Origin of the sequence: Bacteroides sp. FSHCM14E1 (assembly GCF_019633785.1) — a bacterium.
GTDB classification, from domain to species: Bacteria; Bacteroidota; Bacteroidia; order Bacteroidales; family Bacteroidaceae; genus Bacteroides; species Bacteroides hominis.
Genome location: NZ_JADKYL010000005.1, coordinates 272,914 through 299,074, shown reverse-complemented (window position 1 = coordinate 299,074; position 26,161 = coordinate 272,914). Strand labels below are relative to the sequence as shown.

Annotated in this window: 19 protein-coding genes; 13 read left to right on the top strand and 6 right to left on the bottom strand. The window is 47.2% G+C overall.

Going from position 1 to position 26,161, the window contains the following annotated elements; translation table 11 throughout:
• The first annotated feature begins 71 nt into the window (after window positions 1–71).
• The 6 genes from ISX59_RS10575 (at window position 72) to ISX59_RS10550 (ending at window position 6,455) form a co-directional block, all read left to right on the top strand.
• The gene (locus ISX59_RS10575) at window positions 72–1,547 is read left to right on the top strand and encodes a capsule assembly Wzi family protein (RefSeq protein ID WP_005809301.1); all 1,476 of its coding nucleotides are present in this window, start codon (window positions 72–74) and stop codon (window positions 1,545–1,547) included.
• On the top strand, window positions 1,544–1,927 hold the full coding sequence (locus ISX59_RS10570; protein WP_220575898.1) for a lipocalin-like domain-containing protein: 384 nt from the start codon (window positions 1,544–1,546) through the stop codon (window positions 1,925–1,927). The genes ISX59_RS10575 and ISX59_RS10570 overlap by 4 nt, the downstream gene beginning before the upstream one ends.
• Window positions 1,928–2,067: 140 nt before the next feature.
• Window positions 2,068–2,898, top strand: a complete 831-nt coding sequence (locus ISX59_RS10565; RefSeq protein WP_005776363.1) for a DUF3805 domain-containing protein — start codon at window positions 2,068–2,070, stop codon at window positions 2,896–2,898.
• A 25-nt stretch (window positions 2,899–2,923) separates the two neighbouring features.
• Window positions 2,924–4,789 (top strand): ABC-F family ATP-binding cassette domain-containing protein, encoded by a 1,866-nt coding sequence (locus tag ISX59_RS10560; RefSeq protein WP_005809295.1) that lies wholly within the window; start codon window positions 2,924–2,926, stop codon window positions 4,787–4,789.
• Entirely contained in the window at window positions 4,786–5,619 is an 834-nt protein-coding gene (locus ISX59_RS10555; RefSeq protein WP_032536331.1) for a histidinol-phosphatase, read from the top strand. The genes ISX59_RS10560 and ISX59_RS10555 overlap by 4 nt, the downstream gene beginning before the upstream one ends.
• 11 nt (window positions 5,620–5,630) lie before the next feature.
• Window positions 5,631–6,455, top strand: coding sequence for a glycoside hydrolase family 16 protein (locus ISX59_RS10550; RefSeq protein WP_220575897.1), 825 nt, complete (start codon window positions 5,631–5,633; stop codon window positions 6,453–6,455).
• 15 nt (window positions 6,456–6,470) lie between these two features.
• Here ISX59_RS10550 and ISX59_RS10545 read toward each other — a convergent pair whose 3' ends face one another.
• Both ISX59_RS10545 and ISX59_RS10540 read right to left on the bottom strand, forming a co-directional pair.
• A complete protein-coding gene (locus tag ISX59_RS10545) occupies window positions 6,471–8,492 on the bottom strand; it encodes a polysaccharide lyase 8 family protein (protein WP_220575896.1) in 2,022 nt (673 codons plus the stop codon).
• A 195-nt stretch (window positions 8,493–8,687) separates the two neighbouring features.
• Window positions 8,688–9,923 (bottom strand): fucose isomerase, encoded by a 1,236-nt coding sequence (locus ISX59_RS10540; protein ID WP_220575895.1) that lies wholly within the window; start codon window positions 9,921–9,923, stop codon window positions 8,688–8,690.
• A gap of 169 nt (window positions 9,924–10,092) precedes the next feature.
• Between ISX59_RS10540 and ISX59_RS10535 the strand changes: the two genes are divergently transcribed.
• Window positions 10,093–11,292: a pyridoxal phosphate-dependent aminotransferase gene (locus ISX59_RS10535; RefSeq protein WP_005776370.1), complete on the top strand. Its 1,200-nt coding sequence runs from the start codon at window positions 10,093–10,095 to the stop codon at window positions 11,290–11,292.
• A 69-nt stretch (window positions 11,293–11,361) separates the two neighbouring features.
• Window positions 11,362–12,606 carry an ABC transporter permease gene (locus tag ISX59_RS10530; protein WP_220575911.1) on the top strand — a complete coding sequence of 415 codons (1,245 nt, stop codon included), beginning with the start codon at window positions 11,362–11,364 and terminating at the stop codon, window positions 12,604–12,606.
• A gap of 5 nt (window positions 12,607–12,611) precedes the next feature.
• Here the strand turns inward: ISX59_RS10530 and ISX59_RS10525 are convergent, their stop codons facing one another.
• The 4 genes from ISX59_RS10525 to ISX59_RS10510 all read right to left on the bottom strand — a co-directional run bounded on the left by ISX59_RS10525 (window position 12,612) and on the right by ISX59_RS10510 (window position 17,517).
• Complete coding sequence (locus tag ISX59_RS10525; protein ID WP_022013029.1) at window positions 12,612–13,784, bottom strand: glycosyltransferase; 1,173 nt, start codon at window positions 13,782–13,784, stop codon at window positions 12,612–12,614.
• Between the two features lie 69 nt (window positions 13,785–13,853).
• The gene (locus ISX59_RS10520) at window positions 13,854–14,852 is read right to left on the bottom strand and encodes an AI-2E family transporter (RefSeq protein WP_005809158.1); all 999 of its coding nucleotides are present in this window, start codon (window positions 14,850–14,852) and stop codon (window positions 13,854–13,856) included.
• 62 nt (window positions 14,853–14,914) lie between these two features.
• The gene (locus ISX59_RS10515; RefSeq protein ID WP_220575894.1) at window positions 14,915–16,171 is read right to left on the bottom strand and encodes a PAS domain-containing sensor histidine kinase; all 1,257 of its coding nucleotides are present in this window, start codon (window positions 16,169–16,171) and stop codon (window positions 14,915–14,917) included.
• Window positions 16,172–16,176: 5 nt separating this feature from the next.
• Window positions 16,177–17,517 carry a sigma-54 dependent transcriptional regulator gene (locus ISX59_RS10510; protein ID WP_220575893.1) on the bottom strand — a complete coding sequence of 447 codons (1,341 nt, stop codon included), beginning with the start codon at window positions 17,515–17,517 and terminating at the stop codon, window positions 16,177–16,179.
• 281 nt (window positions 17,518–17,798) lie between these two features.
• Between ISX59_RS10510 and ISX59_RS10505 the strand changes: the two genes are divergently transcribed.
• The 5 genes from ISX59_RS10505 (at window position 17,799) to ISX59_RS10485 (ending at window position 26,033) form a co-directional block, all read left to right on the top strand.
• Window positions 17,799–19,118, top strand: a complete 1,320-nt coding sequence (locus tag ISX59_RS10505; protein ID WP_032531924.1) for a TolC family protein — start codon at window positions 17,799–17,801, stop codon at window positions 19,116–19,118.
• Between the two features lie 94 nt (window positions 19,119–19,212).
• Complete coding sequence (locus ISX59_RS10500) at window positions 19,213–20,460, top strand: efflux RND transporter periplasmic adaptor subunit (RefSeq protein WP_005809147.1); 1,248 nt, start codon at window positions 19,213–19,215, stop codon at window positions 20,458–20,460.
• A 12-nt stretch (window positions 20,461–20,472) separates the two neighbouring features.
• Window positions 20,473–22,878 (top strand): ABC transporter permease, encoded by a 2,406-nt coding sequence (locus tag ISX59_RS10495; RefSeq protein ID WP_220575892.1) that lies wholly within the window; start codon window positions 20,473–20,475, stop codon window positions 22,876–22,878.
• Window positions 22,879–22,899: 21 nt separating this feature from the next.
• A complete protein-coding gene (locus ISX59_RS10490) occupies window positions 22,900–23,616 on the top strand; it encodes an ABC transporter ATP-binding protein (protein ID WP_032539805.1) in 717 nt (238 codons plus the stop codon).
• Window positions 23,613–26,033, top strand: a complete 2,421-nt coding sequence (locus ISX59_RS10485; RefSeq protein WP_220575891.1) for an ABC transporter permease — start codon at window positions 23,613–23,615, stop codon at window positions 26,031–26,033. The genes ISX59_RS10490 and ISX59_RS10485 overlap by 4 nt, the downstream gene beginning before the upstream one ends.
• Window positions 26,034–26,161 lie beyond the last annotated feature (128 nt).

The following is a 26,161-nucleotide window of genomic DNA, read 5'->3' as shown; positions in this document are numbered from 1 at the left end:
ATCGATGAGTTTCGCCTCTTTGTTGTATTTTTGCCGTTCAATATTTGGATATATTCCAAACACACGTTAGAATGAAACGAAGAAACTATTTCATTATCAGCTGCTTGATGCTGATAGCCCCTGCCACTGTGCAGGCGCAGTTTGACAAAGGCCTAAACTATAAGATTGAAACCAGTGCAACTGTAAGTGGTGGACACAATACGCCTTTCTGGCTCGTGGCAAATAAGCACGGGCTGTCGTCTATTCGTAAAAACAATGCTTACTTGGATGCAGGAATCTTTCGGGATTTGGAGAAGGATAAAAAGTTCTCTTATGCTTTTGGATTGGAAATGGTCGGTGCGAGTCGCTTCACGTCTAAGTTCTTCATTCAACAGGCCTATGTAGACTTGCGTTATCGGGGGATGGAAATCAGTGTCGGCAGTAAGGAGCGTGGCAACGAAATGAAAAATGACCAGTTGAGTTCCGGTAGCATGACTTTTTCTACCAATGCCCGTCCCATCCCGCAGGTTCGGATTTCAATTCCCGAATATATACCTTTTCCATGGACCAAACATTGGTTGCATATAAAGGGACACGTGGCTTATGGAATGTTTACGGATGAAAAGTTTCAGGAGCGTTTCACGGATGGACGTTCTAAATATACGAAAGAGACGTTGTTTCACTCGAAAGCGGCTTTCCTGAAAGTCGAGAACCTGGAGAAATCACCGGTTTCGGTGGAATTGGGTATTGAAATGGCGGCCCAGTTCGGAGGCGATTGCTATTATCCGGACGGAACGGTGTTGCGCACACCGGACAGTTGGAAGGACTTTTTCCGTATTTTCTTTCCGAGTAATGGAGACAGTGGCGCATCGGAGAGTGACCAGATCAATATTCTGGGAAACCATGTAGGCAGTTACAGTGCTGCTGTGGGGTATCATTTCCCGACCTGGAAAGTAAAAGCATATTGGGAGCACTTTTTCGAAGACCGTTCGGGGATGACGCTGACTTACGGTATGTGGCGTGATTGTCTGACCGGATTGGAGGTGACCTTACCGGAGAATCCTTTTGTGAAGACGGTTGTCGGAGAGTTTTTGTATACGAAGCACCAGTCAGGCGCTTTTCATTATTTTGCTACTCCGGCCATTGATCATTCATTTACCGGGGCTGATAATTATTACAATAACTCGCAGTATGCCGGTTGGGAACATTGGGGACAGGGGATCGGCAATCCGCTGGTTACCTCGCCTATATATAATAAGGATGGAAATCTGGCTTTTGAAAGTAACCGTGTTAAAGGATTCCATATCGGGCTGAACGGCAGTCCGACTCCGGAGATAGATTACCGGATTCTGGTAAGTGTAGCCAAGCATTGGGGAACTTACGGAAGTCCTTACCGGACTATCAGGAGAAACCAGAACGGATTGTTGGAGGTGACTTATAAACCCGAACAGATTCCGGGATGGAGCTTCACACTGGCCGGTGCAGTGGATGGAGGTAATATGTTGGGAGAGAGCTGGGGCGGTATGCTCACCATTCGTAAAACAGGTTTAATTGGTAAGAAGAAATGAAAAAAGGAATCCTATTATTGTTCGTCGCCCTGATGGCTTTTACGTCTTGTGGAGAGAAGTTCGGGCATCGCTATCTGGATGGGATGTGGCAGATGCAGCGTATAGAATATAAAGATGGTAATGCGGAAACTCCGCTGGACACTTATTTCTGTTTCCAGATGGACATTATCAATCTGAAGAAGTTGGGGTATGGTGAGTTCTATGGGACATATACCTACGAGAACGATTCTATGCATATACAGATACTTGACGCTACGGCGGAACAGATGAAAACTTTCGGCATGGATGCCCGGGTACAGGATTTTGCCGTAGAGAAACTGAACAGTAACAAATTGATTCTCCGGTCGGATTATGCCCGTCTGGAGTTAAGAAAATATTGAGGACGCTAAAAGCTGTCTTCATTCATAGATGATGATTGGAACAGCCGGTTCGTGAGAATCGGCTGTTTTTTTATTCTATTTTTTGCATATCAGCGTTGGGATTGTTACTTTTGTGAGGTTATCAACATTCAGTAAGCAATATGATACAAGGTAAGAAATTTATCTCTCCGGGAACATGGTTCTCAATGATATATCCGTCAGATTGGAGCGAATTTGAAGACGGCGAAGGCTCCTTCCTCTTTTATAATCCCGAACTTTGGACGGGTAACTTCCGTATCTCGGCCTATAAAGCGGATGCTGCTGCTCAAGGTGGCATGAATTATGGAAAGGACTCCATCCGTCAGGAACTCAAGGAAAATCCTTCGGCCTCCTTGGTGAAGGTGGGGCAACTGGAGTGTGCCTATAGTAAAGAGATGTTTGAGGAAGAAGGTACCTATTACACCAGCCATCTTTGGGTGACAGGCATTGACAATGTGGCCTTTGAATGTTCATTCACCGTACCGAAAGGAGAGCGTGTGGAGGAGGCGGAAAAGATCATATCCAGCCTTGAAATTCGTAAAGACGGACAGAAGTATCCCGCAGAAGTAATTCCCATTCGCCTTTCTGAAATCTATCAGGTGAACGAGGCTTATGAGTGGGTGACAGATACAGTGAAGACACAGCTGAAGAAGGACTTTCAGGGTGTGGAGGAAGACCTCGAAAAGATACAGGAGGTGATTGACAGCGGTGTCCTTTCGCCCAAAAAGAAAGAGCCCTGGCTGGCATTCGGTATTGCCATCTGCACGATTCTGGCTAATGAAGTGGAAGGCATGGAATGGATGACGCTGGTTGACGGTAACCGGGAAGTACCGGTGCTTCGGTATAAAGATGCGGAACATCTGATTGATCCGATGAAACTGTTGTGGAGCCGGGTGAAAGCCGGAGAAAGATGCGAGGTGGCAGAGGCATATAAGAAAGCACTGGCACACTAACCACATTTTATCATATACGATTATTATGACCCCTTATTTGCAAGTAGATAACCTTACCAAATCCTTTGGGGATCTGGTACTTTTCGAAAATATTTCCTTCGGTATTGCCGAAGGCCAGCGTATCGGCTTGATAGCTAAAAACGGTACAGGTAAAACCACCCTGTTGAATATACTTTCCGGTAAGGAAGGATATGACAGCGGAAATATTGTGTTCCGCCGTGACCTTCGTGTAGACTATCTGGAACAGGATCCGCAATATCCCGAAGAACTGACTGTATTGGAAGCCTGTTTTCATCATGGCAACAGTACGGTGGAGCTTATTAAGGAATACGAACGCTGTATGGAAACCGAAGGACATCCGGGACTGGATGACCTGTTGGTGCGTATGGACCATGAAAAGGCCTGGGAGTACGAACAGAAAGCCAAACAGATTCTTTCTCAACTCAAGATACGGAATTTTGAGCAACAGGTGAAACATCTTTCCGGAGGCCAACTCAAACGGGTGGCTTTAGCCAATGCCCTGATTACCGAACCGGACTTGCTGATTCTGGATGAGCCCACCAACCACCTCGATCTTGATATGACCGAATGGCTGGAAGAGTACCTTCGTCGTACGAACCTTAGTCTGTTGATGGTAACGCATGACCGTTACTTCCTCGACCGGGTCTGTTCTGAAATCATTGAGATAGACAACCGTCAGGTTTATCAGTATAAAGGGAATTACAGCTATTATCTGGAGAAACGCCAGGAACGCATTGAGGCGAAGACGGTAGAGATAGAGCGTGCCAATAATTTATATCGTACCGAGCTGGATTGGATGCGCCGTATGCCGCAAGCCCGCGGACATAAAGCCCGGTATCGTGAAGATGCTTTCTACGAACTGGAGAAAGTAGCCAAACAACGGTTTAACAACGACAATGTGAAACTGGAGGTGAAGGCTTCCTACATTGGCAGTAAGATATTTGAAGCCGATCATCTCTATAAGAGTTTCGGTGACCTGAAGATATTGGAAGATTTCTCTTACATCTTTGCCCGTTACGAAAAGATGGGGATTGTTGGGAACAACGGTACGGGTAAGTCTACTTTTATAAAGATATTGATGGGACAGGTGCAGCCCGATAGCGGTACGCTGGATATCGGAGAGACCGTACGTTTCGGATATTACTCGCAGGACGGATTGCAGTTTGACGAGCAAATGAAGGTGATTGACGTCGTGCAGGATATCGCCGAAGTGATTGAGCTGGGTAACGGCAAGAAGCTGACAGCCTCTCAGTTCCTGCAACATTTCCTGTTTACTCCCGAAACTCAACACAGCTATGTTTATAAGCTGAGCGGTGGAGAGCGCCGTCGTCTTTATCTCTGTACCGTGCTGATGCGTAATCCCAACTTTCTGGTACTTGATGAACCGACAAACGATCTCGACATCATTACCCTGAATGTGCTGGAAGAGTATTTGCAGAACTTCAAGGGATGCGTGATTGTCGTTTCCCATGACCGCTATTTTATGGATAAGGTGGTCGATCACTTGCTGGTATTCAATGGACAGGGAGATATCCGTGACTTTCCCGGTAACTATAGCGATTACCGGGACTGGAAAGAAGCGAAGTCCCAAAAGGAGAAGGAAGCTGAGAAACCGCAGGAGGAAAAGACAGCCCGTGTCCGTCTGAACGATAAGCGTAAGATGAGTTTCAAAGAGAAACGGGAGTTCGAACAACTGGAGAAAGAAATAGCCGGGCTGGAAGCCGAGAAAGCACAGATAGAGGAACTGCTTTGCAGCGGTACACTTTCGGTGGATGAACTGACCGATAAATCAAAGCGGCTGCCGGAGGTAAACGATTTGATAGACGAGAAAACCATGCGCTGGCTTGAACTTAGTGAAATAGAATCATGAATCTGACCAATTATCATAGCCATACCCTCTATTGTGACGGTCGGGCCGGCATGGAGGATTTTATCCGTTTTGCCATCAGCCAGGGATTTACATCCTATGGTATTTCTTCGCATGCTCCGCTACCGTTCCCTACCCATTGGACGATGGAGTGGGATCGTATGGACGACTATCTGACTGAGTTTGCCCGGATGAAGGAGAAGTATGCTTCGGAGATTGAACTGGCTATCGGCCTGGAGATAGACTACCTGAATGAAGACAGCAATCCGGCTGTGCCGCGTTTCCGCGAATTGCCGCTCGATTATCGTATCGGCTCGGTACATTTGCTCTATAACGACCGGGAAGAAGTGGTTGATATCGATGTGTGTGCGGAAGTATTCAGGGATATTGTCGATCAGCATTTCGGTGGTGATCTCGATCGTGTGGTACGTCTGTATTACGAACGTCTGTTGCGGATGGTGGAATTGGGAGGGTTTGATATCTTAGGACATGCCGACAAGATGCATCACAATGCAGCCTGTTACCGTCCCGGCCTGTTGGACGAACCTTGGTATGATGACTTGATGCACGATTATTTCTCAGCTGTTGCGGCCAAAGGGTATATCGTAGAGATCAATACCAAGGCTTTGCATCACTTGGGTACCTTCTTTCCGAACGAACGCTATTTCCCGTTGTTGAAGGAGTTGGGTGTCCGCATACAGGTGAACAGTGATTCGCATTATCCCGAGCGTATCAACAGCGGACGTCCCGAAGCATTGGATGCTTTACGGAAGGCCGGGTTTGAGACAGTGACCGAATGGCATGGTGGAAAATGGGTGGAGGTCTCACTTTAAACCAATATATCATGAAACACAAAAACTTATTGTTAACCTTGCCGTTTGTCTTTTGGACATTTGCCGGCATATCATTGTCATCCTGTAAAGATACTCCTGTTCGTAAGCTTTATAAAAGTGATATAGCCTGGAGGCTCACTTGGCAAGATGAGTTCGAGAAAGACGGTACACCCGATCCGGAAAAGTGGGTGTTCTCTCCTTGGCATCCCTTTTGTCGGGACAATAACTTTGTTACATTCGTAAAAGACGGTAAGTTGATTTTGCGTGCTTTGCCCAATAGCGATCCGAATGATACGATCCGCTACATGGCCGGTTGTGTCGAGACTTTGGGTAAAAAAGATTTCTTGTACGGACGCTTTGAAGTGTGTGCCAAACTGGGCAGTGCTAAAGGTTCCTGGCCTGCTATCTGGCTCAAACCGACTGATTCTACAACGTATGGTGCGTGGCCCAAATGTGGAGAGATCGATATAATGGAACAATTGAACAAAGATACATTCGTCTATCATACCATGCATACCGAATATATCAAAGTGTTAGGACATAAAACAGATCCGGACTATTATACCACTGCATCCTACAATCCGCATGAATTTAATGTGTTTGGGATGGAATGGACACCGGATAAGATTGATATGTTCATCAATGATTCGCTCACTTTCAGTTATCCCCGCATCAAAGAGGAGGGTTCTGTGCAGTGGCCTTTCGATGTTCCGTTCTTCCTGCTGCTCAACCAGATACTTGGAGGATGGGCCGGAGAGATAGACGATGCAGAGCTTCCCGTACAGATGGAGGTCGACTGGGTGAGATATTACGAATTGCCTGAAAATATGAGATAGCCGGAAGGTAGATTCTTAGATCTCTCCTTTGGGAAAAACAGCTTGGGAAACCGGGGTACCGTCTGCACGATACAGATAGATTCCCGGTTTTTTTATAGGTATCTTTTTTCCGTTATACAGCTTGAGAGTCGTTGCCTGCCAAACAGCAACGTAGTACATTTTGTCGATAAATGCCACCTGTGCCTTTTTGTCATTTTGCAATACCTGTACTTTTGAAATATCGAATGCAGCCGTCTTCTCCTGAGTGGAAGCCGGGAGCACCAAATACCGGTAAGTGGCAGGGACACCTGACGGATGTTTGATGTAAATAGAGAAAATTTCATCTTCCAACATCCGGGGAGCGTACATTCCCATGAAGTCGTGCCACTGTCCTTTCTTCTTTTCTGCCAGTGCCAGGCAAAGTTCGTCTTGCAGAAGGATATATCCGGTGTTGTCGTGGAAATAACGGCGGTTTCCTTCCGTCCATATTTCACCATTTTTGAATCGTTGATCGATGGAGGTGATAAGTGTGGCAGTGCTGTCTGCATGGATATCGCTTCCCAGGCACAGGATAAATTCATTGGTGAATATCCATGCTTTGTTCGCGGATAGCCCGTTACGGTTCAAGTGCATGGCGGTGATTCCCTGTTTTCCGTTTGTTACTCCACCTGTGAAATTGGTTTTGTTGCGTGAATTCGGTCCGTTATCTGTCGGGATGGGAGCATTGCTTTCATAGGTTGTGATACCGGGTATCCGGCGCCAGTTCCAGAAAGGGAAAATATTGTGGTATTCATCTCCCCGAATATACGTATAGACAGCTCCGTCTGCCATGTAATATCCCTTCAGGTTATCCTCATTTACCAGTTCCGTACCGATCACCCGGCTGGATGCCATGCGTAAAGATGCCATCCAGACAGAGGTACGGTGAATGGTCAGGTCGGAATCTTTGAAGAACTTATTTCCTGTGAAATCGTTTTCTGCATCCGGATGTAGGAAGTTGCGGGCTATAAATGCCTCTATTTCCTGTGTCTGCTGTTTATTGCTTCCCTTCATCAGTGAGCAGGCTGCGAAGAGCAGGTTGAATGATTTGTGAAGATCGGCGCTGTGGAAGAGTTGCCGGTTCAATCCGTTTACGTCCCAATGACCTTTCCATACAATCCATTGATACCCTTTCAGAAGCAGGGATACAAGGATATCCTGTTGCTCCTGGCTGAATGCAAGAGGGGTGCCGGCAAACAGTTCGGAATAAAAACTCATGTTGCAGAGGAAAGAAAGTCCGTAATTGCCGAACTGTTGTTGGGGACCATGCTGATGGAAGCTCCAGTCCGGCTGAATACCCTCTTTCTGTCCCAGTACGATTTCCGAGCCAATGTTTTCCCGTGCCTCTTTTACCAGTTGGGAGTCATTCAAGAGTAAGCCCCGGATCAGTACGTTGCCTGCCAGCCATACTTTGTTCTGTCCTGTCATGCCAAAATGGGATTGTTCCATCACCCGCACGGCTTCCTGCTTTTCTTTTTCCGTCATTTCTGCTTCGAAAAGGAGGAAAGCCGGTCCCAAGGTGCGGGGAATACCTATTTGATTGTACCACCAGTTTTTGCAGACCAGTTTTTCGGTGAACCAGTAATTCATGGCTTGGTGAATAATGCTGGTTACGGCTGAAATCTCCTGTGCGGAAGCATTCTCTTTTTCGCGGGCATAATATTTGGTTAGTTTCAGTATCCGTTCTGCGTGTTGTTTAGGTTCCCATCCCGAGCGTTTGGTATCGGCATAATTGATGTCCGACCATGAACCGTCTCCCCGTATCGTACTGATCAGTCGGTGTATCTCTTCCCGGCGGATAGGGTAAAGTTGTTGAAGTTCGATAACGTTCTGGTCAGATACCTCTTTTTCGGGAGGAATTTTAGATAATAGTTGTAAGAAAGCTTGTTTGCTCTCGTCCTGTCCGATAACCGACCGGATATAATTCTGCTTGATAAGTTCGCTTTCTTTGCCTGTTTGTGCAGTAAGATGAGAAAGGAAAGTACAGATAAACAGTACTGATAGGAAGATTCTTTTCATATATCGTGTGTCTTTCATTGCATGTATTAAATTAGGCTTTGACGGGAGGAATGTGTCAATACTCTTTCCATTACGGAGAATACAGGGTAACACAGATTATCTGTGTTGGTAACCAATGATCTGAAATTCTCTCCGTGTCACTCTGTATTCTCTGTGGTGAGTTCTGACTTTACCTCCGTTAAGCCCTGAGTGCATTTACTCCGTACGTTTACAGGAGTTTGCCTGTAAGAATTCGTTCAGTGCATCTTCATAATTACCTTGTAACAAAATGTGATGGTTCCCGAGTGGATTCTTCAGGAAATAATCAGCCGGTGCATTCATTTTTATACGTACTTGTGTACGGCACATATTGATGTAATTGGTGTTTTCGGTCAGAGTTCCGGTAGAAAGGTAATATTCGTCCAGACATTCTCCACCACATTTCACGATAGTGACATCTCCGGTCGGCAGCAGTCCCTGAATACCGATACCGCTTTCCGTTTCAAAATGGCTGCGGATGATGTAACGTTCGGTTTGCTTCATTCCGATTGTGCAATGTGCCAGTATTATTTCGTTGCTCCGGGCGTTAATCATTGAAGGATTTGCCATGAAACCTACTTTCCCGGTCAGTGCTTTGGCGGCGAGTAATGTAAATACAGATTGCAGATCCCCTTCGCATCCGGCAATGATCCCTTCGTCGTTCAGCATGGCAAGAGCCAGGCAACCGGTAGTACCGGTGCGCTCCATCAGTTTGAAACAACTCAGGGTGACGGCACTTAGTTTTTCTTCTTTACAGATTCGCTTGACGGCCCGGTAAAGGCGCATTGCCTTAATCATATCTTCGGGAGTCCCTTCACGGCATGCCAGAGCTTGCGAAGCAACCGCGGCGCATGAGGCACCGACTTCGTTGTCTGTAATACGGTCGTATACGTCATAAATCCGTTCCAACGGAATGTCCAGATACTCAATTCCCCAACGCCGCTTTGCGAGCAGATAATCCACATTACTTGCAATCAGCCATGAAGAAGGGGTGCCGATCACTCCGATGCGAAGCCCTACTAATGAACGTTGTGCCTTGAAATTGGTATAAAGTACCTGGATTCGTTGAACGATACTCATAAAGTCTCCATGGAGGATTTCACTTTTCATACCCCGCCCACGTAACCAAGAGGAAATTTCCAGTGCCGCAGCCAGGGAGTTTTGCATTCCGTCGGCCAGTATAATGGCAGGGCGGGGGAGCGATTCGAAGCATTGCATTACCAGTCTTTCTACCCCTCCGGTAGCAATGAAAATGATGCTGAATTCATCTTTTGGCAACTGGCTGATGTCCCGGTAATCAATAAAATTTACGGTGAAATATTTTTCCAGTTCACTGAGAATCGCTTCGTGCGAACTACGTACAGTGGCTTGCTTATGCAGAATCGATGCAAATGTGATCAGGTTTATGGTCATTATGTTATCGTTTTAGGTTTGTAGTTATACAAATGTATCGTTTTCCGTTGATATTACCACAACGTTTTTACCCTTGATAAGGTTTTTAAAGTTTTTATGTCTTTGTGTCCGATTTATTGTGTACATTTGCCGCTCATATTTATTAATTGACCATTTATAATTCAAGATTATGCCAACCATATCGATTCGCGGAACAGAGATGCCTGCATCTCCTATCAGAAAGCTGGCTCCCCTGGCAGATGCTGCCAAACAGCGGGGAATCCATGTATTTCACCTGAACATCGGACAGCCGGACCTGCCCACTCCTCAGGCCGCGATTGACGCGATACGCAACATCGACCGCAAGGTGCTTGAATATAGTCCCAGTGCCGGTTATCGTAGCTATCGCGAGAAATTAGTAGGATATTACGAGAAATTCAATATCAACCTGACAGCAGATGATATAATCATTACTACCGGAGGTTCCGAAGCTGTACTTTTCTCATTCATGTCGTGCCTTAATCCGGGAGACGAGATCATTGTTCCCGAACCTGCTTACGCCAACTATATGGCTTTTGCCATTTCGGCCGGAGCTAAAATACGCACCATTGCTACGACAATTGAGGAGGGGTTCTCTCTTCCGAAAGTAGAGAAATTTGAAGAGTTGATCAACGAACGTACCAAGGGTATCTTGATCTGTAATCCGAATAATCCGACCGGCTATCTGTATACCCGACGTGAGATGAACCAGATCCGTGACTTGGTGAAGAAGTATGATCTTTTCCTTTTCTCCGACGAAGTGTACCGTGAGTTTATCTATACCGGTTCCCCTTATATTTCGGCTTGCCATCTGGAAGGAATTGAGAATAACGTGGTACTGATTGACTCTGTTTCCAAGCGTTATTCGGAATGTGGTATCCGCATCGGTGCCTTGATAACCAAGAATAAAGAAGTGCGTGATGCAGTGATGAAGTTCTGTCAGGCACGTTTGAGTCCTCCGCTGATCGGACAGATTGCTGCCGAAGCCTCACTGGATGCTCCCGAAGAGTACTCACGCGAAACTTATGACGAATACGTTGAGCGCCGTAAATGTCTGATTGACGGTCTGAACCGTATACCGGGTGTTTATTCCCCCATTCCGATGGGAGCTTTCTATACAGTAGCCAAGTTACCGGTCGATGATTCGGATAAATTCTGTGCCTGGTGTCTGTCTGAGTTTGAGTATGAAGGACAGACAGTGTTTATGGCTCCGGCTTCCGGTTTCTATACTACTCCGGGCTCCGGAAAGAATGAAGTCCGTATTGCTTACGTATTGAAAAAGGAAGATTTAACCCGTGCGCTCTTTGTTCTGCAAAAAGCATTGGAGGCTTATCCGGGAAGAACAGAATAAGACCTGATGTCATCCATTCATTCACATAGTCAAAGCAACTCCGTTCCCTTTTCCAAAGAGAAGGGCAAGGTGAGGCTTTCCTATTTTCTTGCCCGTCGGATTTATCGTGATACGGACGGGGGGAAACAAGTTTCCCGTCCTGCTGTCCTGATTGCCATGATTGGCATTGCTATCGGCCTGGCGGTGATGATCATTGCCGTATCCGTAGTGATTGGTTTTAAGAGTGAGGTACGTAATAAAGTGATCGGCTTCGGCTCCCATATCCAAATCAGTAATTTTGATGCGGTAGGGTCCTACGAAACTCATCCGGTTGTGGTGGATGACAGTATGATGATCGCTCTTTCCGCCCGTCCGGAAGTGAAACATGTGCAGCGATATTCCACCAAACCGGGGATGATAAAGACAGATGACGCTTTTCAGGGCATGGTGCTCAAAGGTGTCGGTCCGGAGTTTGATCCTGCCTTTTTCCGCGATCATCTGGTAGAAGGAGAGATACCGGTCTTCAGTGATACGGCTTCCACCAATCAGGTGGTCATATCGAAAGCGATAGCTGACCGGCTGAAACTGAAACTGGGAGATAAAATATATGCCTATTTTATCCAGAAAGATGTGCGTGCCCGCCGATTGACGGTGAAAGGTATTTACCAAACGAACTTTTCTGAATATGATAATCTCTTTCTGCTGACTGACTTGTATTTGGTGAACCGTTTGAATAACTGGGCCCCCGGACAAGTGAGCGGAGTAGAGTTGCAGGTACGTGACTACGACAAACTGGAAGATATAACCTATGGTATAGCTGTTGATACGGACAATAAGCAAGATGTTTACGGGGGAACTTATTATGTACAGAGCATTGAACAAATGAATCCTCAGATATTTGCCTGGCTCGATCTGCTCGACCTGAATGTATGGGTCATTCTTATCCTGATGATTGGGGTAGCCGGCTTCACGATGATTTCCGGATTATTGATTATCATCCTTGAACGCACACAGATGATTGGTATCCTGAAGGCTTTGGGAGCCAATGATTTCACTATCCGTAAAGTATTTCTGTGGTTCTCTGTTTTTCTGATTGGGAAAGGGATGTTGTGGGGAAATGCAATTGGGATTACTTTCTGTGTTTTGCAGTCACAGTTGGGACTTTTTAAACTCGATCCCGAAACTTACTATGTAAGTATGGTGCCGGTTTCCATGAACATCTGGCTTTTCCTTCTGATCAATGCCGGCACCTTATTGGCTTCTGTATTAATGTTGGTCGGTCCCTCTTATTTGATTACCAAGATCAATCCGGCCAGTTCTATGCGGTACGAGTAGTCAAGTTATCTTCGCATAAAATCACCCTTTCTGCGATAGAGACGGTAGAGTCTGAACTTCAGGGATTGTAGCGGACGGATGATGTCGAAAACCGGTAGTGTAAAGTAGTAAGAGCGGTTGTCTCCCATCTCATTGGCTGTTTTGTTGATGACGTAGGCTTGCGCCGAATAACGTACGATCCATAACAATAGAACCAGTCCCGCAGCCAGCCAGTGAAAAGAGAGGATACCGAATACGATTCCCGATAGGCAGGCGACATAAAACAATAGCCTCGTGGCGGTTTCCAACCCCAGTAACCAGCGTTGTGAACCTTTATAGAAGCGTGCGGTTGCCATATAGCTTACCTTTTCTTCTTTCCAGTCCTTATAGCGTTCCACAGGTTGCATCCGTATCACTGAATCCGGTGAGGTTTCCACCCGGGTATTGTTTTCATTGGCAATTTGGTTGATAAACAGGTCATCTTCTCCCCGCTGCATGTTCAAGTGGGTAGAAAATCCTTTGACTTTGAAGAACAATTCCTTGCGGTAGGCCAGGTTGCGCCCGATGCCCATGTACGGTTTACCCGCCAGGGCAAAACCCAGATAACGAAGCGAGGTGAAAAGCGAGTCGAAAGATACCCGTTTGTGTAGCCATCCTTTTCCCCGTTCGTAACCGCTATATCCCAGTACGATGTCTGTACTCGGCGTGAAATTGCGTGCTATCCGTCGAAGCCACTTGTCACTGACCGGAGTGCAGTCGGCCTCGGTGAATACCAGCCAGTCATATTTACTGGCTTTAATGCCCAGCGTCAGTGCCAGTTTCTTCCGGCTGATGTACCGCGCGCTGTCCGGTGTGAAACTGTGATACAGGTTCGGGTATTCTTCTTCCAACTCTGACAGGAGATCTTCGCTTTCGTCCGTAGAACCATCGTTGATGACGATTACTTCAAAGTCCGGATAATCCTGTTTCAGGATAGCGGGTAGGTTTCGGCGCAGGTTTTCCGATTCGTTGCGTGCACAGATGACTACAGACAGCGGGGGAAGTTCCCGTCCGAAGTGTACTTCATCTTTTCCAACAGCAAGGTTGTGGGTGTGTATCCGGTTATACAGTCCGAGATAGTAGATAAGTTGAACGATCAAAAGAACGCCTGCGGCTGATAGCAGTATCAGTTCGGCCGTATTGAATGTGAATGCTTCCATTGAATCTTACAAGATGTTTACGTCACAAAAGTACATAATTTTTCAGAGATTAGGTGATTTGTTTCTTTCTTATTTCTTATTGTCCAGATATTCCTTTTTGAACATATCGACAAATAACAAGAACAGCGATAATATAAGCGGTCCGAAGATGACTCCCATGAATCCGAACAACGGTAATCCGATGACTACACCGAAGATTGTAATAAGCGGATGGGTGTCTGCCATTTTCTTCTGTAAGATAAAGCGTATCAGGTTGTCACATTGCGAAACGACAATTCCTCCGTAAGCTGCCAGTCCGATGGCGTTTGCCCATTCACCGGTCAGTGCAAGGTAGGCAGCCACCGGAAACCAGACGAGAGCAGTCCCCACCATCGGGATGATTGTAGCAAAACAAGTCAGAACACCCACTAACCAGGCATTCGGTGCTCCGAAGATAAAGTAGCCGATCAGTGCGACTCCTCCCTGAATAACGGCAAGTAAGGGAATGCCGATGGCATTGGAGCGGACAATCATGTTGATATTGTGTGTTACCTCCCGGGTGTTTTTCTCATTGAAAGGTAGGATGTCGTCAATATAGGACTCCATTTTGGTTCCTCCTATCAGCATGAAATAAAGTACAAAGACCAGAACAAACAGGTTGATTGCAAAGCTGCTGATACCTCCCATGACTGCCTGTCCTATTTTGGGGAGCAGAGAAACGATGAACGAAAGTGTGTCACTGCCCAGCACATCATATCCTGTTTTCGCCTTGATGATCCCTGCCAATTCTTCAACAGGGGCAATAATGGCCTGTGGGTCCAGATTGATGTCCTGCAACTTGTTGACCAGCATCCATACAATCAGAGAAATAGGTACCAGGAAGCACAGGATGGCTTCACCTGTAATCAGCAGGGCTGCGAAACTTCGTTTCATTCGTGCACCGAGATACATCATTTGTCGCCGGACCAGGATATAGATGGTGAGTGCTCCCAATAATCCGCCGAGAAAAGGGGTAATTTGCCGGAACAAGATGATGCCCAGCCCGATGATGATGATAATCAAAGAATATTTCCAATATTTTTCTTTCATAATAAATAAAAAGGAGAGTAGAGATTCCTCTCTATTTATAACATTACACCTATTAAAATGTTTCAGTCCTGAGGCAGGTCGATACTGAAAATTGTTTGTCCCGGACGACTCTTACGGATCGATAAGTGTCCGTCATGTTGTCGGATGATCTGTTTGCAGAGACTGAGTCCTATTCCGCTTCCTTCCGCTTTTGTGGTAAAGAAAGGAATGAAGATCTGCTCACGTATCTCTTCCGGGATGCCGGGACCATTGTCTTCTATTTCTATCAGCAGACGGTCTGCCTGTTGCAGGCGGAGGATGATTCTGCCTTCCGTTTGTTCTTCGAGAGCCTGCATCGCATTCTTCAGTAAGTTGAGGAATACTTGTGACAGCTGGTTTGCGTCGCCGTCGGTTTCTATCGAATCCGGTGTGGATTGTAACACGAAGTGAATGCCACGTTCGCGGAAATCACTTTGCAACAGTTCTTCCAGGTTGCGCAACATATCGGTCAGTGAGAAACGTTTCTTTTCCGGGTGAGGGAGGTAGGACAGATGCCGGAATGATTCCGTGAATTCCATCAGCCGTTCGCTTTGCGTTTGGATAATCCGTAGTCCGCGGGCTGACTTTTCGTTGATATCCGGATATGCGGATAAGGTTTGTGAGAGTGAAATGATCGGTGCAATCGTGTTCATGATTTCATGGGTCAGCACATGTGTCAGTTTGCTCCACGATTCACTCTCCTTATCACTCAGCTCGTCACCGATATCTTTGATGGATAAGATGGTTATGGTTTCACCTTCCAGGATCATCTCTTTTCGGGATATGCTGAGGCTGTCGCGAATGCCGGTTGCATTCAGCAGTTGTGCCAGTTGCATTTCGGTGTAAAGACGGTTGCACTTCAGCAGAGAGAAGGCAGCACTGTTGGCAGTGATGATTCGGCCCGAAGCATCCCAGGCAAGCACGCCGCTGGGCACTTCTTCAAGTAACGACCGGTAGAAGTGCTCCTGTTTCTGGTTTTCGCCTTTGGTACGGGCAAGCAGGTCATTGAGCCGGTTGAGCGAACGGTTCAGTTGTTCCTGTTCTTTGCTGACATTCACTTCCGGAAAGTAGAGCATATTGTCTTTATCCTGCACTGCATCGAAGAACAATTTGATTTTTCGGTTAAATGTATTTAGCCGCCGGGTCAGTGCACCGATCTGAAAAAGAGAACATAGCAACAATATACTGCCGATGATGTATCCGGTGCCGGATAAGATCAGCCATAGTCCGGCACCTGCCGTAGCGAGTATCAGTACGATGTGGAGCAGTATAATGAAATAGATGCGTCGGCTGAATATCATCGGGGTCAGAGTTTGAATCGTTTGAGCTTGTTATACAACGTTTGCCGGCTCACGCCCAGTTGCTCGGCAGCGGCAGTCAGGTTACCGTTGTTTTGCAGGATGGCAGTTTCGATGGCTCGCCGTTCCACCTCTTCCAGATTGGGAACGGTGACTGCTGCCTGTGGCTGCCAGGTCTGTTTCACCAAGATATCTTTAGGGCGGATCACGCTGCCCTCACACAAGATGACCGCTTTCTCGATGGTATGCTGCAACTCCCGGATATTGCCCGGCCAGTGATACCCGCGCAGTTTTTCAACAGTCTGTTCGTGCATCCGTATTTCCTGACGTTGATATTTGGAAGCGAATTTACGTAAGAAACCGTCGATAAAGAGCAAAATGTCGTCTCCCCGCTCACGCAAGGGAGGCAGTTCCAGGTGGATGGTGTTGATGCGGTAGAACAAGTCTTCACGAAACATCCCCTCTTTTACCATTGCGGGTATGTCCTTGTTTGTTGCCGAAATCAGGCGGATATCTACCGGGATCACTTTGTTGCTTCCCAACCGCATCACATTGCGGCTTTGGAGTACCGTGAGCAACTTGGCCTGGAGCGACAGGGGCAGGTTGCCTATTTCGTCCATAAACAGTGAACTTCCGTCGGCGGCCTCAAACTTTCCCCGGCGGCTTTCGTAAGCATCGGTGAAAGCCCCCCGTTCGTGCCCGAACAGTTCACTCTCGAACAGTGATTCGCTGATCGCTCCCATGTCTACGTTCAGCATCGGGCGTGCACCGCGAGGTGAAAGGCGGTGAATCTCCCGTGCCAATATCTCTTTACCGGTTCCGTTTTCTCCTGTTATCAGGATGTTGGCATCTGTCCGTGCCACTTTAGATACTACTTTCATCAGTTGCAGCATGGCAGGCGAATGTCCAACCAGCATTTCGAACCCTTCTTTTTTGTTTTCCTTTGTCTGCCGTTCCGAAGGTTTCATGTTATTGCGGTAGGCTTCCGTCACTTTATCGATCAGGGCCTGATTATCCCATGGCTTCAGGAGGAAGTCGGCAGCTCCGTTTTTGAGTGCTTTTACGGCAAGTTCCACGTCTCCGTAAGCAGTCAGCATCACTACGGGCAGAGTAGGAGCCATCTTCCGGATATGTCCCAGCCAATACAGCCCTTCGTTGCCATTATTGATGCCTGCCGAGAAGTTCATATCCAGGATGACCACGTCGATGCGGTGGGTCGTCAGCAGGGCAGTGATCTGATTCGGGTTCGAAGCCGTCAGTATCTTGCAGAAGTAGTTTTCAAGCAAAAGTTCGAGTGAAGCCAACACCCCTTTGTTATCGTCTACAATCAGAATAGTTCCCGTGTTCATGATATCTCCTTTTGATTCGCTTCCTGTTTTTAAGTTCGTGGTAAAGATATTTGTTTTTGTAACTCCCTGCAAGAGAGTGTCCAATAATTAGACGTTTTCGAATTGAGAATTTATATGGGAAGGGGATGTGGGGACAAATCCGGGGAATGTTGACGTCAACCGTCCAATATCTGTACGCAGTAGCGTCCAAATATTGGACGGTATCTTTTTATTGATAAGTCTATGTGGTTGAATTTTAGTTGTTTATTCTTTTTGGCACACTCTTTGCCCAGATGGTTTATATGAAACATCTTATATCACTTTGTACTTTATTTCTTTTTTCCGCTCTTTTGTCTGCACAGACAGAGAGATCGCTCGACGAATGTATTCGTATCGCATGGAAACAGAATCCGTCTTTGCGGAATAGCGAGATAGATATCAAGGAAAACCGGATGAACTATATCTCTGCCGTGGGGAGTTTCCTTCCCCGCGTCAGTGTATCGGCCGAAGCCGGACGAAACTTCGGACATTCCATCGATCCGAGCACCAACGGATACACCAATAATACGTTCGATGAAGGAACCGTGGGGCTGGACATGACGCTTTCTCTTTTCGAAGGTTTCACCCGCATCAACCGGGTACGTTTTGAGAAGATGAACCGCAGCCGGAGTGAATGGGCTTTGAAGGAACGGCGCAACGAACTTGCTTGCCGGGTGACGGATGCCTATTATAAACTCCTGCTTGAAGAGCGGATGCTCGATCTGGCTTTTGAGCAGAGCCGGCTAAGCGAACGTTATCTCAAACAAACCGAAGCTTTTGTAGAACTGGGTTTGAAGTCGGTTTCCGACTTACAGGAAGTCAAAGCCCGTCGCGAGGGTGATATTTACCGTTACCAGGTGCGTGAGAACGGTTGCCGCCTGGCATTGCTCCAACTGAAACAATTGTTGAACCTGCATGCCGGGGATACGTTGGTACTTCAGGATACAATCAACTACGAATCTCTTCCGCCTTGTTCGCTGCCCCAGACAGATGAGCTCTATATGCAATCTCTGGTAGCAATGCCTTCGATGCGGATGATGGAACTCAGACAGCGGGCTGCCCGTAAAGAGTATGCCATGGCGGGCGGTAAGTTCTCGCCGACGGTTTTTGCCCGTTTCTCAATGGCCTCCCGTTATCTCGACGGTTTTTCTACCAAACAGCTGAACGACAATTTAGGAAAGTATATCGGTGTCGGCATTTCCATCCCTTTATTGAGCGGGTTGGAACGACTGACCACCCTGCGCAAACACAAGTTGAATATATTCCGTCTCCGGAATGAGGAAGAACTTCAAAAACAACAACTCTATACAGAGGTGGAGGAAACGGTTCTTTCTCTCCGTTCCGGATATGATGAATTCCGGCAGGTATTGCAGCAGTTCAGGGCCGAAGAACTGGTACTGAAAGAATCCGAACGAAAATGGGAAGAGGGGCTTATCTCCGTATTCCAGCTGATGGAAGCCCGCAATCGCTTTATCTCTGCCAAGGCCGAGTTGACCCGGGTGCGCTTACAGGTGGATATGACCCGGAAGATGGAAACTTATTATCGGACGGGAAGCTTTTGTACGTTGCCCGGTGAGAAGTGATATACGGGGTATGTGACCGGTACATCGTTCCTTTACGACCTGACGGTATAACCTTATAAACAAACGTGAATCATACATAAAACAATAACTATCTATGGATACAATGATCGAACGGAAGCCCGGAATGAAGCGAAAACATTATTATGCTATTGCCGGAGCCGTGGCACTGGTGGGACTTATCTTTTATTTTATTTTCAGGGACACTTCCTCTTCTATGAGTGTAGAAAAAGACCGGCTGACCATTGCTACTGTTACCCGCGGAGAGTTCAGTGATTACATCCGGGTCATCGGACAAGTGATGCCCAACCGCATCATCTATATGGATGCGGTAGAGGGAGGCCGTGTCGAGGAGCGCCTGAAAGAAGAGGGGGCCATCGTCAAAGCAGGCGACGTCATTCTCCGTCTCAGCAATCCGCTCCTGAACATCGGGATCATGCAGAGCGAAGCCGATCTCGCCTATCAGGAAAACGAGTTGCGCAACACCCGCATCAGTATGGAACAGGAGCGCCTGCGGCTGAAGCAGGAGCGCATCGGGCTGAGTAAGGAACTGGCTGTGAAGAAGCGTCGTTACGACCAGTACAGCCGTCTTATCAAAGAGCAACTGATAGCACAGGAAGACTTCCGGCTGGCACGTGAAGAGTATGAGGCGGCACGGGCACAACTGGATGTTGTGGACGAACGTATCCGTCAGGACAATATTTTCAGGGAGAGTCAGGTTCATAGTCTTGATGAAAACATCCGTAATATGAAGCGCAGTCTTGCCCTGGTACGTGAACGGGTGGAAAACCTGAAAGTAAAAGCTCCCATAGACGGACAGGTGGGGAACCTCGATGCTCAGATCGGCCAGTCCATTGCTGCCGGCGAGCATATCGGACAGATCATTACACCCGATTTGAAAGTGCAGGCACAGATCGATGAGCATTATGTGGAACGGGTGGTTCCCGGACTTCCGGCTGATTTTACCCGTGACGGAGGAAACTATAAACTCGAGGTGACCAAACCCTATCCCGAGGTAAAGGAGGGCCAGTTCCGCACCGACCTTCAATTTACTTCCGGACGTCCCGAGAACATCCGTGCCGGACAGACTTATCACATCAATCTCCAGTTGGGAGATCCTGCCCAGGCCATTCTTGTTCCTCGTGGCGGATTCTTTCAAATAACCGGGGGCCGCTGGATGTATGTTGTTGACGAAAGTGGTAAATTTGCCACGCGCCGTCCCATCCGGATCGGACGGCAGAACCCGCAATATTATGAAGTGACTGAGGGATTGAAACCGGGCGACCGGGTGATTGTATCCGGATATGAATTGTTTGGGGATAACGAGAAACTTATATTGAAATAAGAACCGAATACTATGAACTACATTTCGCAAGTGATACGAAGCCAGCGGGTTAAAAAGTCTCTGACGCTGATAAACATAACAGGGTTGTCGGTCTGCATTGCGGCGGCACTTCTTATTATGCTTTATGTCTGGTCGGAGTTAAGTTATGATTCATTTCATGATACCGACCGTGTGTATCGTGTTGAAAGCAGACTGTATGAGGGCGAGATGCTGACGGATAATTGGGCGACTACGGCTTATGGGCATGCTCCTGCCATGAACAGGGAAATAGCGGGAATTGAGAAGTACGTCCGTGTTACGGCTCAGGATCGCGAGCAGGTGGTGAATTACTTCGACAGGAGATTTGCCGAGGAACATTACTGCTATACCGAGCCTGCCTTTTTCGAAATATTCAACTTCCCCATAGTTAAAGGAGAAAAGACCGGGCAACTGGTACGCCCTAATACGGTGGTACTGACTGAAAGCGCTGCAAGTCGCTATTTTGGTGAAGAAGACCCGATAGGCAAGATACTGACCTTCAGTACCTCTTCATCACAGCAAAACTTTGAAGTAACGGGCATTATTGCCGATATGCCTGTCCGTTCGCACCTGCATTACGATTTCCTGCTTTCCTACAATACGATTCCCAAGGAACGGCAGGACATCTGGTACATTCACGGTGTATATACTTACGTCCGCCTGATGCCCGGAAAGACTCCGGGAGAAATTGAACAGGCTTTCCGTGACATATCCGACAAGTACAAGACTGATGCACTGAAACATAAAACCTGGGCTGTAGAACTGATCCCGTTGAAAGACATTCACCTTACTCCTCAAAAAGCATACGAGAAAGAGGTGAAAGGAAGCCGGACGGCGGTTCTTATTTTGTTCGTAATGTCCGCCATTCTGCTGCTGATAGGTTGGGCAAATGCCTTGAACCTGACCGTAGCCCGCTTTTTGGAGCGTGGACGGGAGTTCGGGCTCCGTAAAGCTTTTGGTGCTTCGCGCCGTCAGATTATTATCCAGGGACTTCTTGAGTCCGGTTTCATGAACTTGCTGGCTACGTTGATAGCTTTCGGCTGGCTGGAACTCCTCTTGCCTCTTGTCTATCGCTGGGCAGGGCAAAGCTTCGGGACAGACATACTTATGCAACCCGCTTTCTGGGGGATTGTAGCCGGAGTGGTTATCATCGGTACGTTGGTTGTAGGGCTTTATCCTTCCTGGCTGATGGTCACTATCCGTCCGTCGGAGATTATGCGCGGTAAACTGTTGCACGGAAAGAGAGGCAACCGGATCAGAAAGGCGTTGATTGTTGTTCAGTTCCTGGCTTCTTTTGTTCTGATTGCAGGTACGTTTACTGTGTTTCAACAGGTCCGTTACATGCAGCGTGAGGCCGAATCGGATCTGAATACCCGCATTCTGGTCATTAAATATCCTTCGTTCACCGAGGGACTGTCGCTGCGCATGGAGAGTTTCACCAAACGTTTGAAGCAACGGGCGGATGTAAGTCACGTGACAGTTTCGGGAGCTGTTCCCGGTGTGGAAGTTGCCAACTATTTTACCAATCGGCCGTATGGAAGTGATCCCTCACAAGTAAAATTGATACAGATGTTTTCTGTAGACTACGACTATTTGTCTGCCTATATGCCTCGTATGATTTGCGGACGAAGTTTTTCCGAAGATTATGGTGGCGATCTTAACCGGGTGGTGCTTAACGAAGAAGCTGTCAGGCTGTTGGGCTACGAATCGGCAGAAGCGGCGTTGGGGCAACAACTTAAAATGGAAGTGGTTAGTGACCCGCTTGAGATAATAGGAGTGGTGGAGAACTACCACCAGCAATCGCTTGCCGTGGCTTACAAGCCTATCATTTTCTTTTTGAAAGAGCGTGTTCCTTTTATTGCAACGCCTTATATTTCTGTCTGTCTGAAAGGAAAGGGGGATGCCGGCGTCTTGACGGAAATTGAACAGATGTATCGTGAATACTTCCCGACTTCTTTATTTTCTTATTTCTTTTTGAATGATTTTAATGAATTCCTATACAAATCCGATCGTAATTTTGGCTGGATATTTGCCAGCGCCTCATTGCTTGCCGTATTTGTTGCTTGCCTTGGATTGTGGATTGTAACCCTGTTTTCCACCTTGTCACGTTTGAAGGAGGTGGGTATCCGCAAAGTGCTCGGCGCAAATAAAGCCAGCCTGTTCTTTGTCCTGACCAAAGAACTGTTGTTGCTTACCGTATTGGCATCTGCAATCGGTATTCCTGTATCGGCAGTGCTGATGAATGCTTGGCTGGAAACGTACGCTTTCCACATTTCGCTGTCCTGGTGGATATATGCAGCCACTTTTGTACTGCTGATGCTGATAGCCTTTCTCACTGTGTTCCAACAGGTATGGCGTACCATCCGCCAGAAACCTATGCGCATTTTAAAATATGAATAACTAATATAATATATAACAATTATGATTAAAACAGAAAAACTGTCTATGCTTTTCACCACCGAGGAGGTGCAGACCAAAGCGTTGAATGAAGTGAGTATGCAAGTGGAGCGGGGAGAATTTGTAGCTATCATGGGCCCTTCCGGGTGTGGCAAGTCTACTCTGCTGAATATCCTGGGTACACTCGATTCACCCACTTCCGGCTCTTACTTCTTCGAAGGCAAACAGGTGGATAAGATGAACGAGAACCAACTGACGGCTCTGCGTAAGGGAAATCTGGGATTTATTTTCCAGAGTTTCAACCTGATTGACGAACTGACCGTATACGAGAATGTGGAGCTTCCTCTGGTATATCTGGGCATGAAACCTGCCATACGGAAAGAAAAGGTGAAACAGGTACTTGAGAAAGTAAATTTGTTGCACCGTGCCAATCATTTTCCGCAACAGCTTTCCGGTGGACAACAACAGCGCGTCGCCATAGCCCGTGCCGTGGTGACGGACTGTAAATTGTTGCTTGCCGATGAACCGACCGGAAACCTCGACTCGGTAAACGGTGTGGAAGTGATGGAGCTACTACGGGAACTGAACCGTCAGGGGACTACCATCATCATCGTTACTCACTCGCAGCGTGATGCGACTTATGCCCACCGGATTATCCGCCTGCTCGATGGGAAGATCGTAGCCGAGAATATCAACCGTCCGCTGGACGAAACTTCCGGGACTAATACAGAGAGCGTATGATAGGGAATTATTGGAATAGTGCCTATCGTAACCTGATGAAACGGAAAGGATTCAGTTTCATCAATGTTTTCGGATTGGCAGTCGGCATGGCATCTGCCTTGCTGATATTGACTTATGTCACTTTTGAGTTCAGTTTCGACAAGATGCACGAGAAGTACGAACGCATTTTCCGTGTGGAAAGCACTTTCTATGAAGGCGAAGTACAGACCGACTATTGGGCCAGCAGTTCGTTTGGTTATGGTTCGGCCATGAAAGAGAATCTGGCCGGAATTGAAGACTATACGCGGGTGGTTTCCTTGTATCAGCCGGAACAGATTGTGAAGTATGGTGAACTTACTTTACATGAAAACCAGATTGCTTATGCCGATCCCGGCTTCTTCCGTTTGTTCGACTTTGAGTTGGTGAAGGGAGATAAGGCCACTTGCCTCTCCATGCCCCGGCAGGTGGTCATCACCGAACGGATTGCCCGTAAATATTTTCAGGATGAAGATCCCATCGGTAAGATACTTATCTTTACTGGACCTTATGACAAGGTGGTTTGCGAAGTGACCGGTGTTATGAAAGAGATGCCTTCCAATTCACATGTCCATTACAATTTCCTGATTTCCTATAAATCGCTCGGACAGTATTTGCATGATTATTGGTATAAGCACGAGGTTTATACTTACGTATTACTCGATTCTCCCGAAAGGAAGGCAGAAATAGAAGAAGCGTTTCCGGCAATGGCGGAGAAATATAAGACGGACGAGGCTCTGAAGAACAAAATCTGGGGCGTTTCACTGACTCCATTGGCCGATATCCATCTCAAACCCCAAGTGGGATACGAGGCCGAGATCAAGGGAAACCGCACGGCGATGATTGCCCTGATCTTTGCTGCCATAGCCATTCTGGCAATTGCCTGGATCAATTATATCAACCTGACCGTAGCCCGTTCGATGGAACGTGCCAAGGAAGTAGGGGTACGCCGGGTGATAGGAGCTTTCCGCAAACAGCTTATTTCACAGTTCTTATTTGAGGCTTTGGTGATGAACTTGGTTGCTTTTGTGCTGGCTGTGGGGCTGATTGAACTGGTTCTCCCGTATTTCAATCAGTTGGTAAGTCGTACGGTTACCTTCTCTGTTTGGTTGACCGGATATTGGTGGCTGTTACTGTTGTTCGTGTTAGTTGGCGGTATTTTCCTTTCCGGTTACTATCCTGCACTGGCACTGCTGAATCGTAAACCGATTACGTTGCTGAAGGGAAAGTTCCTCAACAGTAAATCGGGAGAAGGCACTCGCAAAGTGCTCGTGGTTGTTCAGTATACAGCTTCCATGATTTTGTTGTGCGGTACATTGATTGTGTTTGCGCAGTTGAACTTCATGCGCAGTCAGTCGTTGGGAGTGAAGACGGACCAGACCCTGGTGGTGAAATTCCCCGGACGGACCGAAGGGATGAATACCAAACTCGAAGCCATGAAGAAAGCTATTGCCCGTCTGCCTTTGGTGGATAAAGTCACTTTTTCCGGTGCGGTTCCGGGTGAGGAGGTGGCTACCTTCTTATCCAATCGCCGGAAAAGCGACGCTTTGAAGCAAAACCGGCTCTATGAAATGCTGGTGTGTGACCCGGACTACATCGATGCTTACGGACTTCAGCTTGTGGCTGGACGCGGGTTCTCCGAGGATTATGGAGACGACGTGAATAAGTTGGTGGTCAACGAGTCTGCTGTCCGTAACTTAGGACTTGCTTCTAACGAAGAGGCTCTCGGCGAAGAGATAGAGGTGGAGTGTACCGATGCTCCGATGCAGATCATCGGCGTGGTGAAGGATTATCACCAGCAGGCACTCAATAAAAACTATACGCCGATTATGTTGATTCATAAAGATAAAATCGACTGGTTGCCGCAGCGGTATATCTCTGTTGTGATGAAGTCCGGCGACCCGAAAGAGCTGGTGTCACAGGTTGAGGAGATCTGGCATCGCTATTTCGAAGATTCCAGTTACGACTTCTTCTTTCTCGACCAGTTCTTCGATCATCAGTATCGGCAGGACGAGGTGTTCGGTGTCATGATCGGCTGTTTTACAGGTCTGGCTATTTTCATCTCTTGTCTGGGATTGTGGGTACTGGTAATGTTTTCGTGCTCGACGCGTACCAAGGAGATGGGGATCCGGAAAGTATTGGGGGCTGCCCGTTGGAATCTGTTCTATCAACTGGGTAAAGGCTTCTTCCAATTGATCCTGGTAGCAGTAGTCATTGCGCTGCCCGTCGCCTGGTTCAGCATGAATGCCTGGTTGAGTCATTATGCTTTCCGCACGGACTTGAAAGCATGGTTCTTTATAATTCCGGTAGTGTTGATGCTGCTGATTTCGTTTGTGACAGTAGCCTGCCAGACAGTGAAGATCATAGTGGGAAAACCGGCACGGTCATTACGATATGAGTAACCTGACGGAATAGATACGAATACAATTCACCACAGGTACACGGAGTACACAGAGTTTTTAATCTCTGTGTACTCCGTGTACTCTGTAGTGGATTAAAAGTCATTGCAAAATCAGTTGGTTTAATTTCT

What these genes read in the sequence shown, in the direction of transcription:
- ISX59_RS10575 (WP_005809301.1), top strand. Translation starts at nt 72, where the DNA reads ATGAAACGAAGAAACTATTTCATTATCAGCTGCTTGATGCTGATAGCC.
- ISX59_RS10570 (WP_220575898.1), top strand. Translation starts at nt 1,544, where the DNA reads ATGAAAAAAGGAATCCTATTATTGTTCGTCGCCCTGATGGCTTTTACG.
- ISX59_RS10565 (WP_005776363.1), top strand. Translation starts at nt 2,068, where the DNA reads ATGATACAAGGTAAGAAATTTATCTCTCCGGGAACATGGTTCTCAATG.
- ISX59_RS10560 (WP_005809295.1), top strand. Translation starts at nt 2,924, where the DNA reads ATGACCCCTTATTTGCAAGTAGATAACCTTACCAAATCCTTTGGGGAT.
- ISX59_RS10555 (WP_032536331.1), top strand. Translation starts at nt 4,786, where the DNA reads ATGAATCTGACCAATTATCATAGCCATACCCTCTATTGTGACGGTCGG.
- ISX59_RS10550 (WP_220575897.1), top strand. Translation starts at nt 5,631, where the DNA reads ATGAAACACAAAAACTTATTGTTAACCTTGCCGTTTGTCTTTTGGACA.
- ISX59_RS10545 (WP_220575896.1), bottom strand. Translation starts at nt 8,492, where the DNA reads ATGAAAAGAATCTTCCTATCAGTACTGTTTATCTGTACTTTCCTTTCT.
- ISX59_RS10540 (WP_220575895.1), bottom strand. Translation starts at nt 9,923, where the DNA reads ATGACCATAAACCTGATCACATTTGCATCGATTCTGCATAAGCAAGCC.
- ISX59_RS10535 (WP_005776370.1), top strand. Translation starts at nt 10,093, where the DNA reads ATGCCAACCATATCGATTCGCGGAACAGAGATGCCTGCATCTCCTATC.
- ISX59_RS10525 (WP_022013029.1), bottom strand. Translation starts at nt 13,784, where the DNA reads ATGGAAGCATTCACATTCAATACGGCCGAACTGATACTGCTATCAGCC.
- ISX59_RS10520 (WP_005809158.1), bottom strand. Translation starts at nt 14,852, where the DNA reads ATGAAAGAAAAATATTGGAAATATTCTTTGATTATCATCATCATCGGG.
- ISX59_RS10515 (WP_220575894.1), bottom strand. Translation starts at nt 16,171, where the DNA reads ATGATATTCAGCCGACGCATCTATTTCATTATACTGCTCCACATCGTA.
- ISX59_RS10510 (WP_220575893.1), bottom strand. Translation starts at nt 17,517, where the DNA reads ATGAACACGGGAACTATTCTGATTGTAGACGATAACAAAGGGGTGTTG.
- ISX59_RS10505 (WP_032531924.1), top strand. Translation starts at nt 17,799, where the DNA reads ATGAAACATCTTATATCACTTTGTACTTTATTTCTTTTTTCCGCTCTT.
- ISX59_RS10500 (WP_005809147.1), top strand. Translation starts at nt 19,213, where the DNA reads ATGGATACAATGATCGAACGGAAGCCCGGAATGAAGCGAAAACATTAT.
- ISX59_RS10495 (WP_220575892.1), top strand. Translation starts at nt 20,473, where the DNA reads ATGAACTACATTTCGCAAGTGATACGAAGCCAGCGGGTTAAAAAGTCT.
- ISX59_RS10490 (WP_032539805.1), top strand. Translation starts at nt 22,900, where the DNA reads ATGATTAAAACAGAAAAACTGTCTATGCTTTTCACCACCGAGGAGGTG.
- ISX59_RS10485 (WP_220575891.1), top strand. Translation starts at nt 23,613, where the DNA reads ATGATAGGGAATTATTGGAATAGTGCCTATCGTAACCTGATGAAACGG.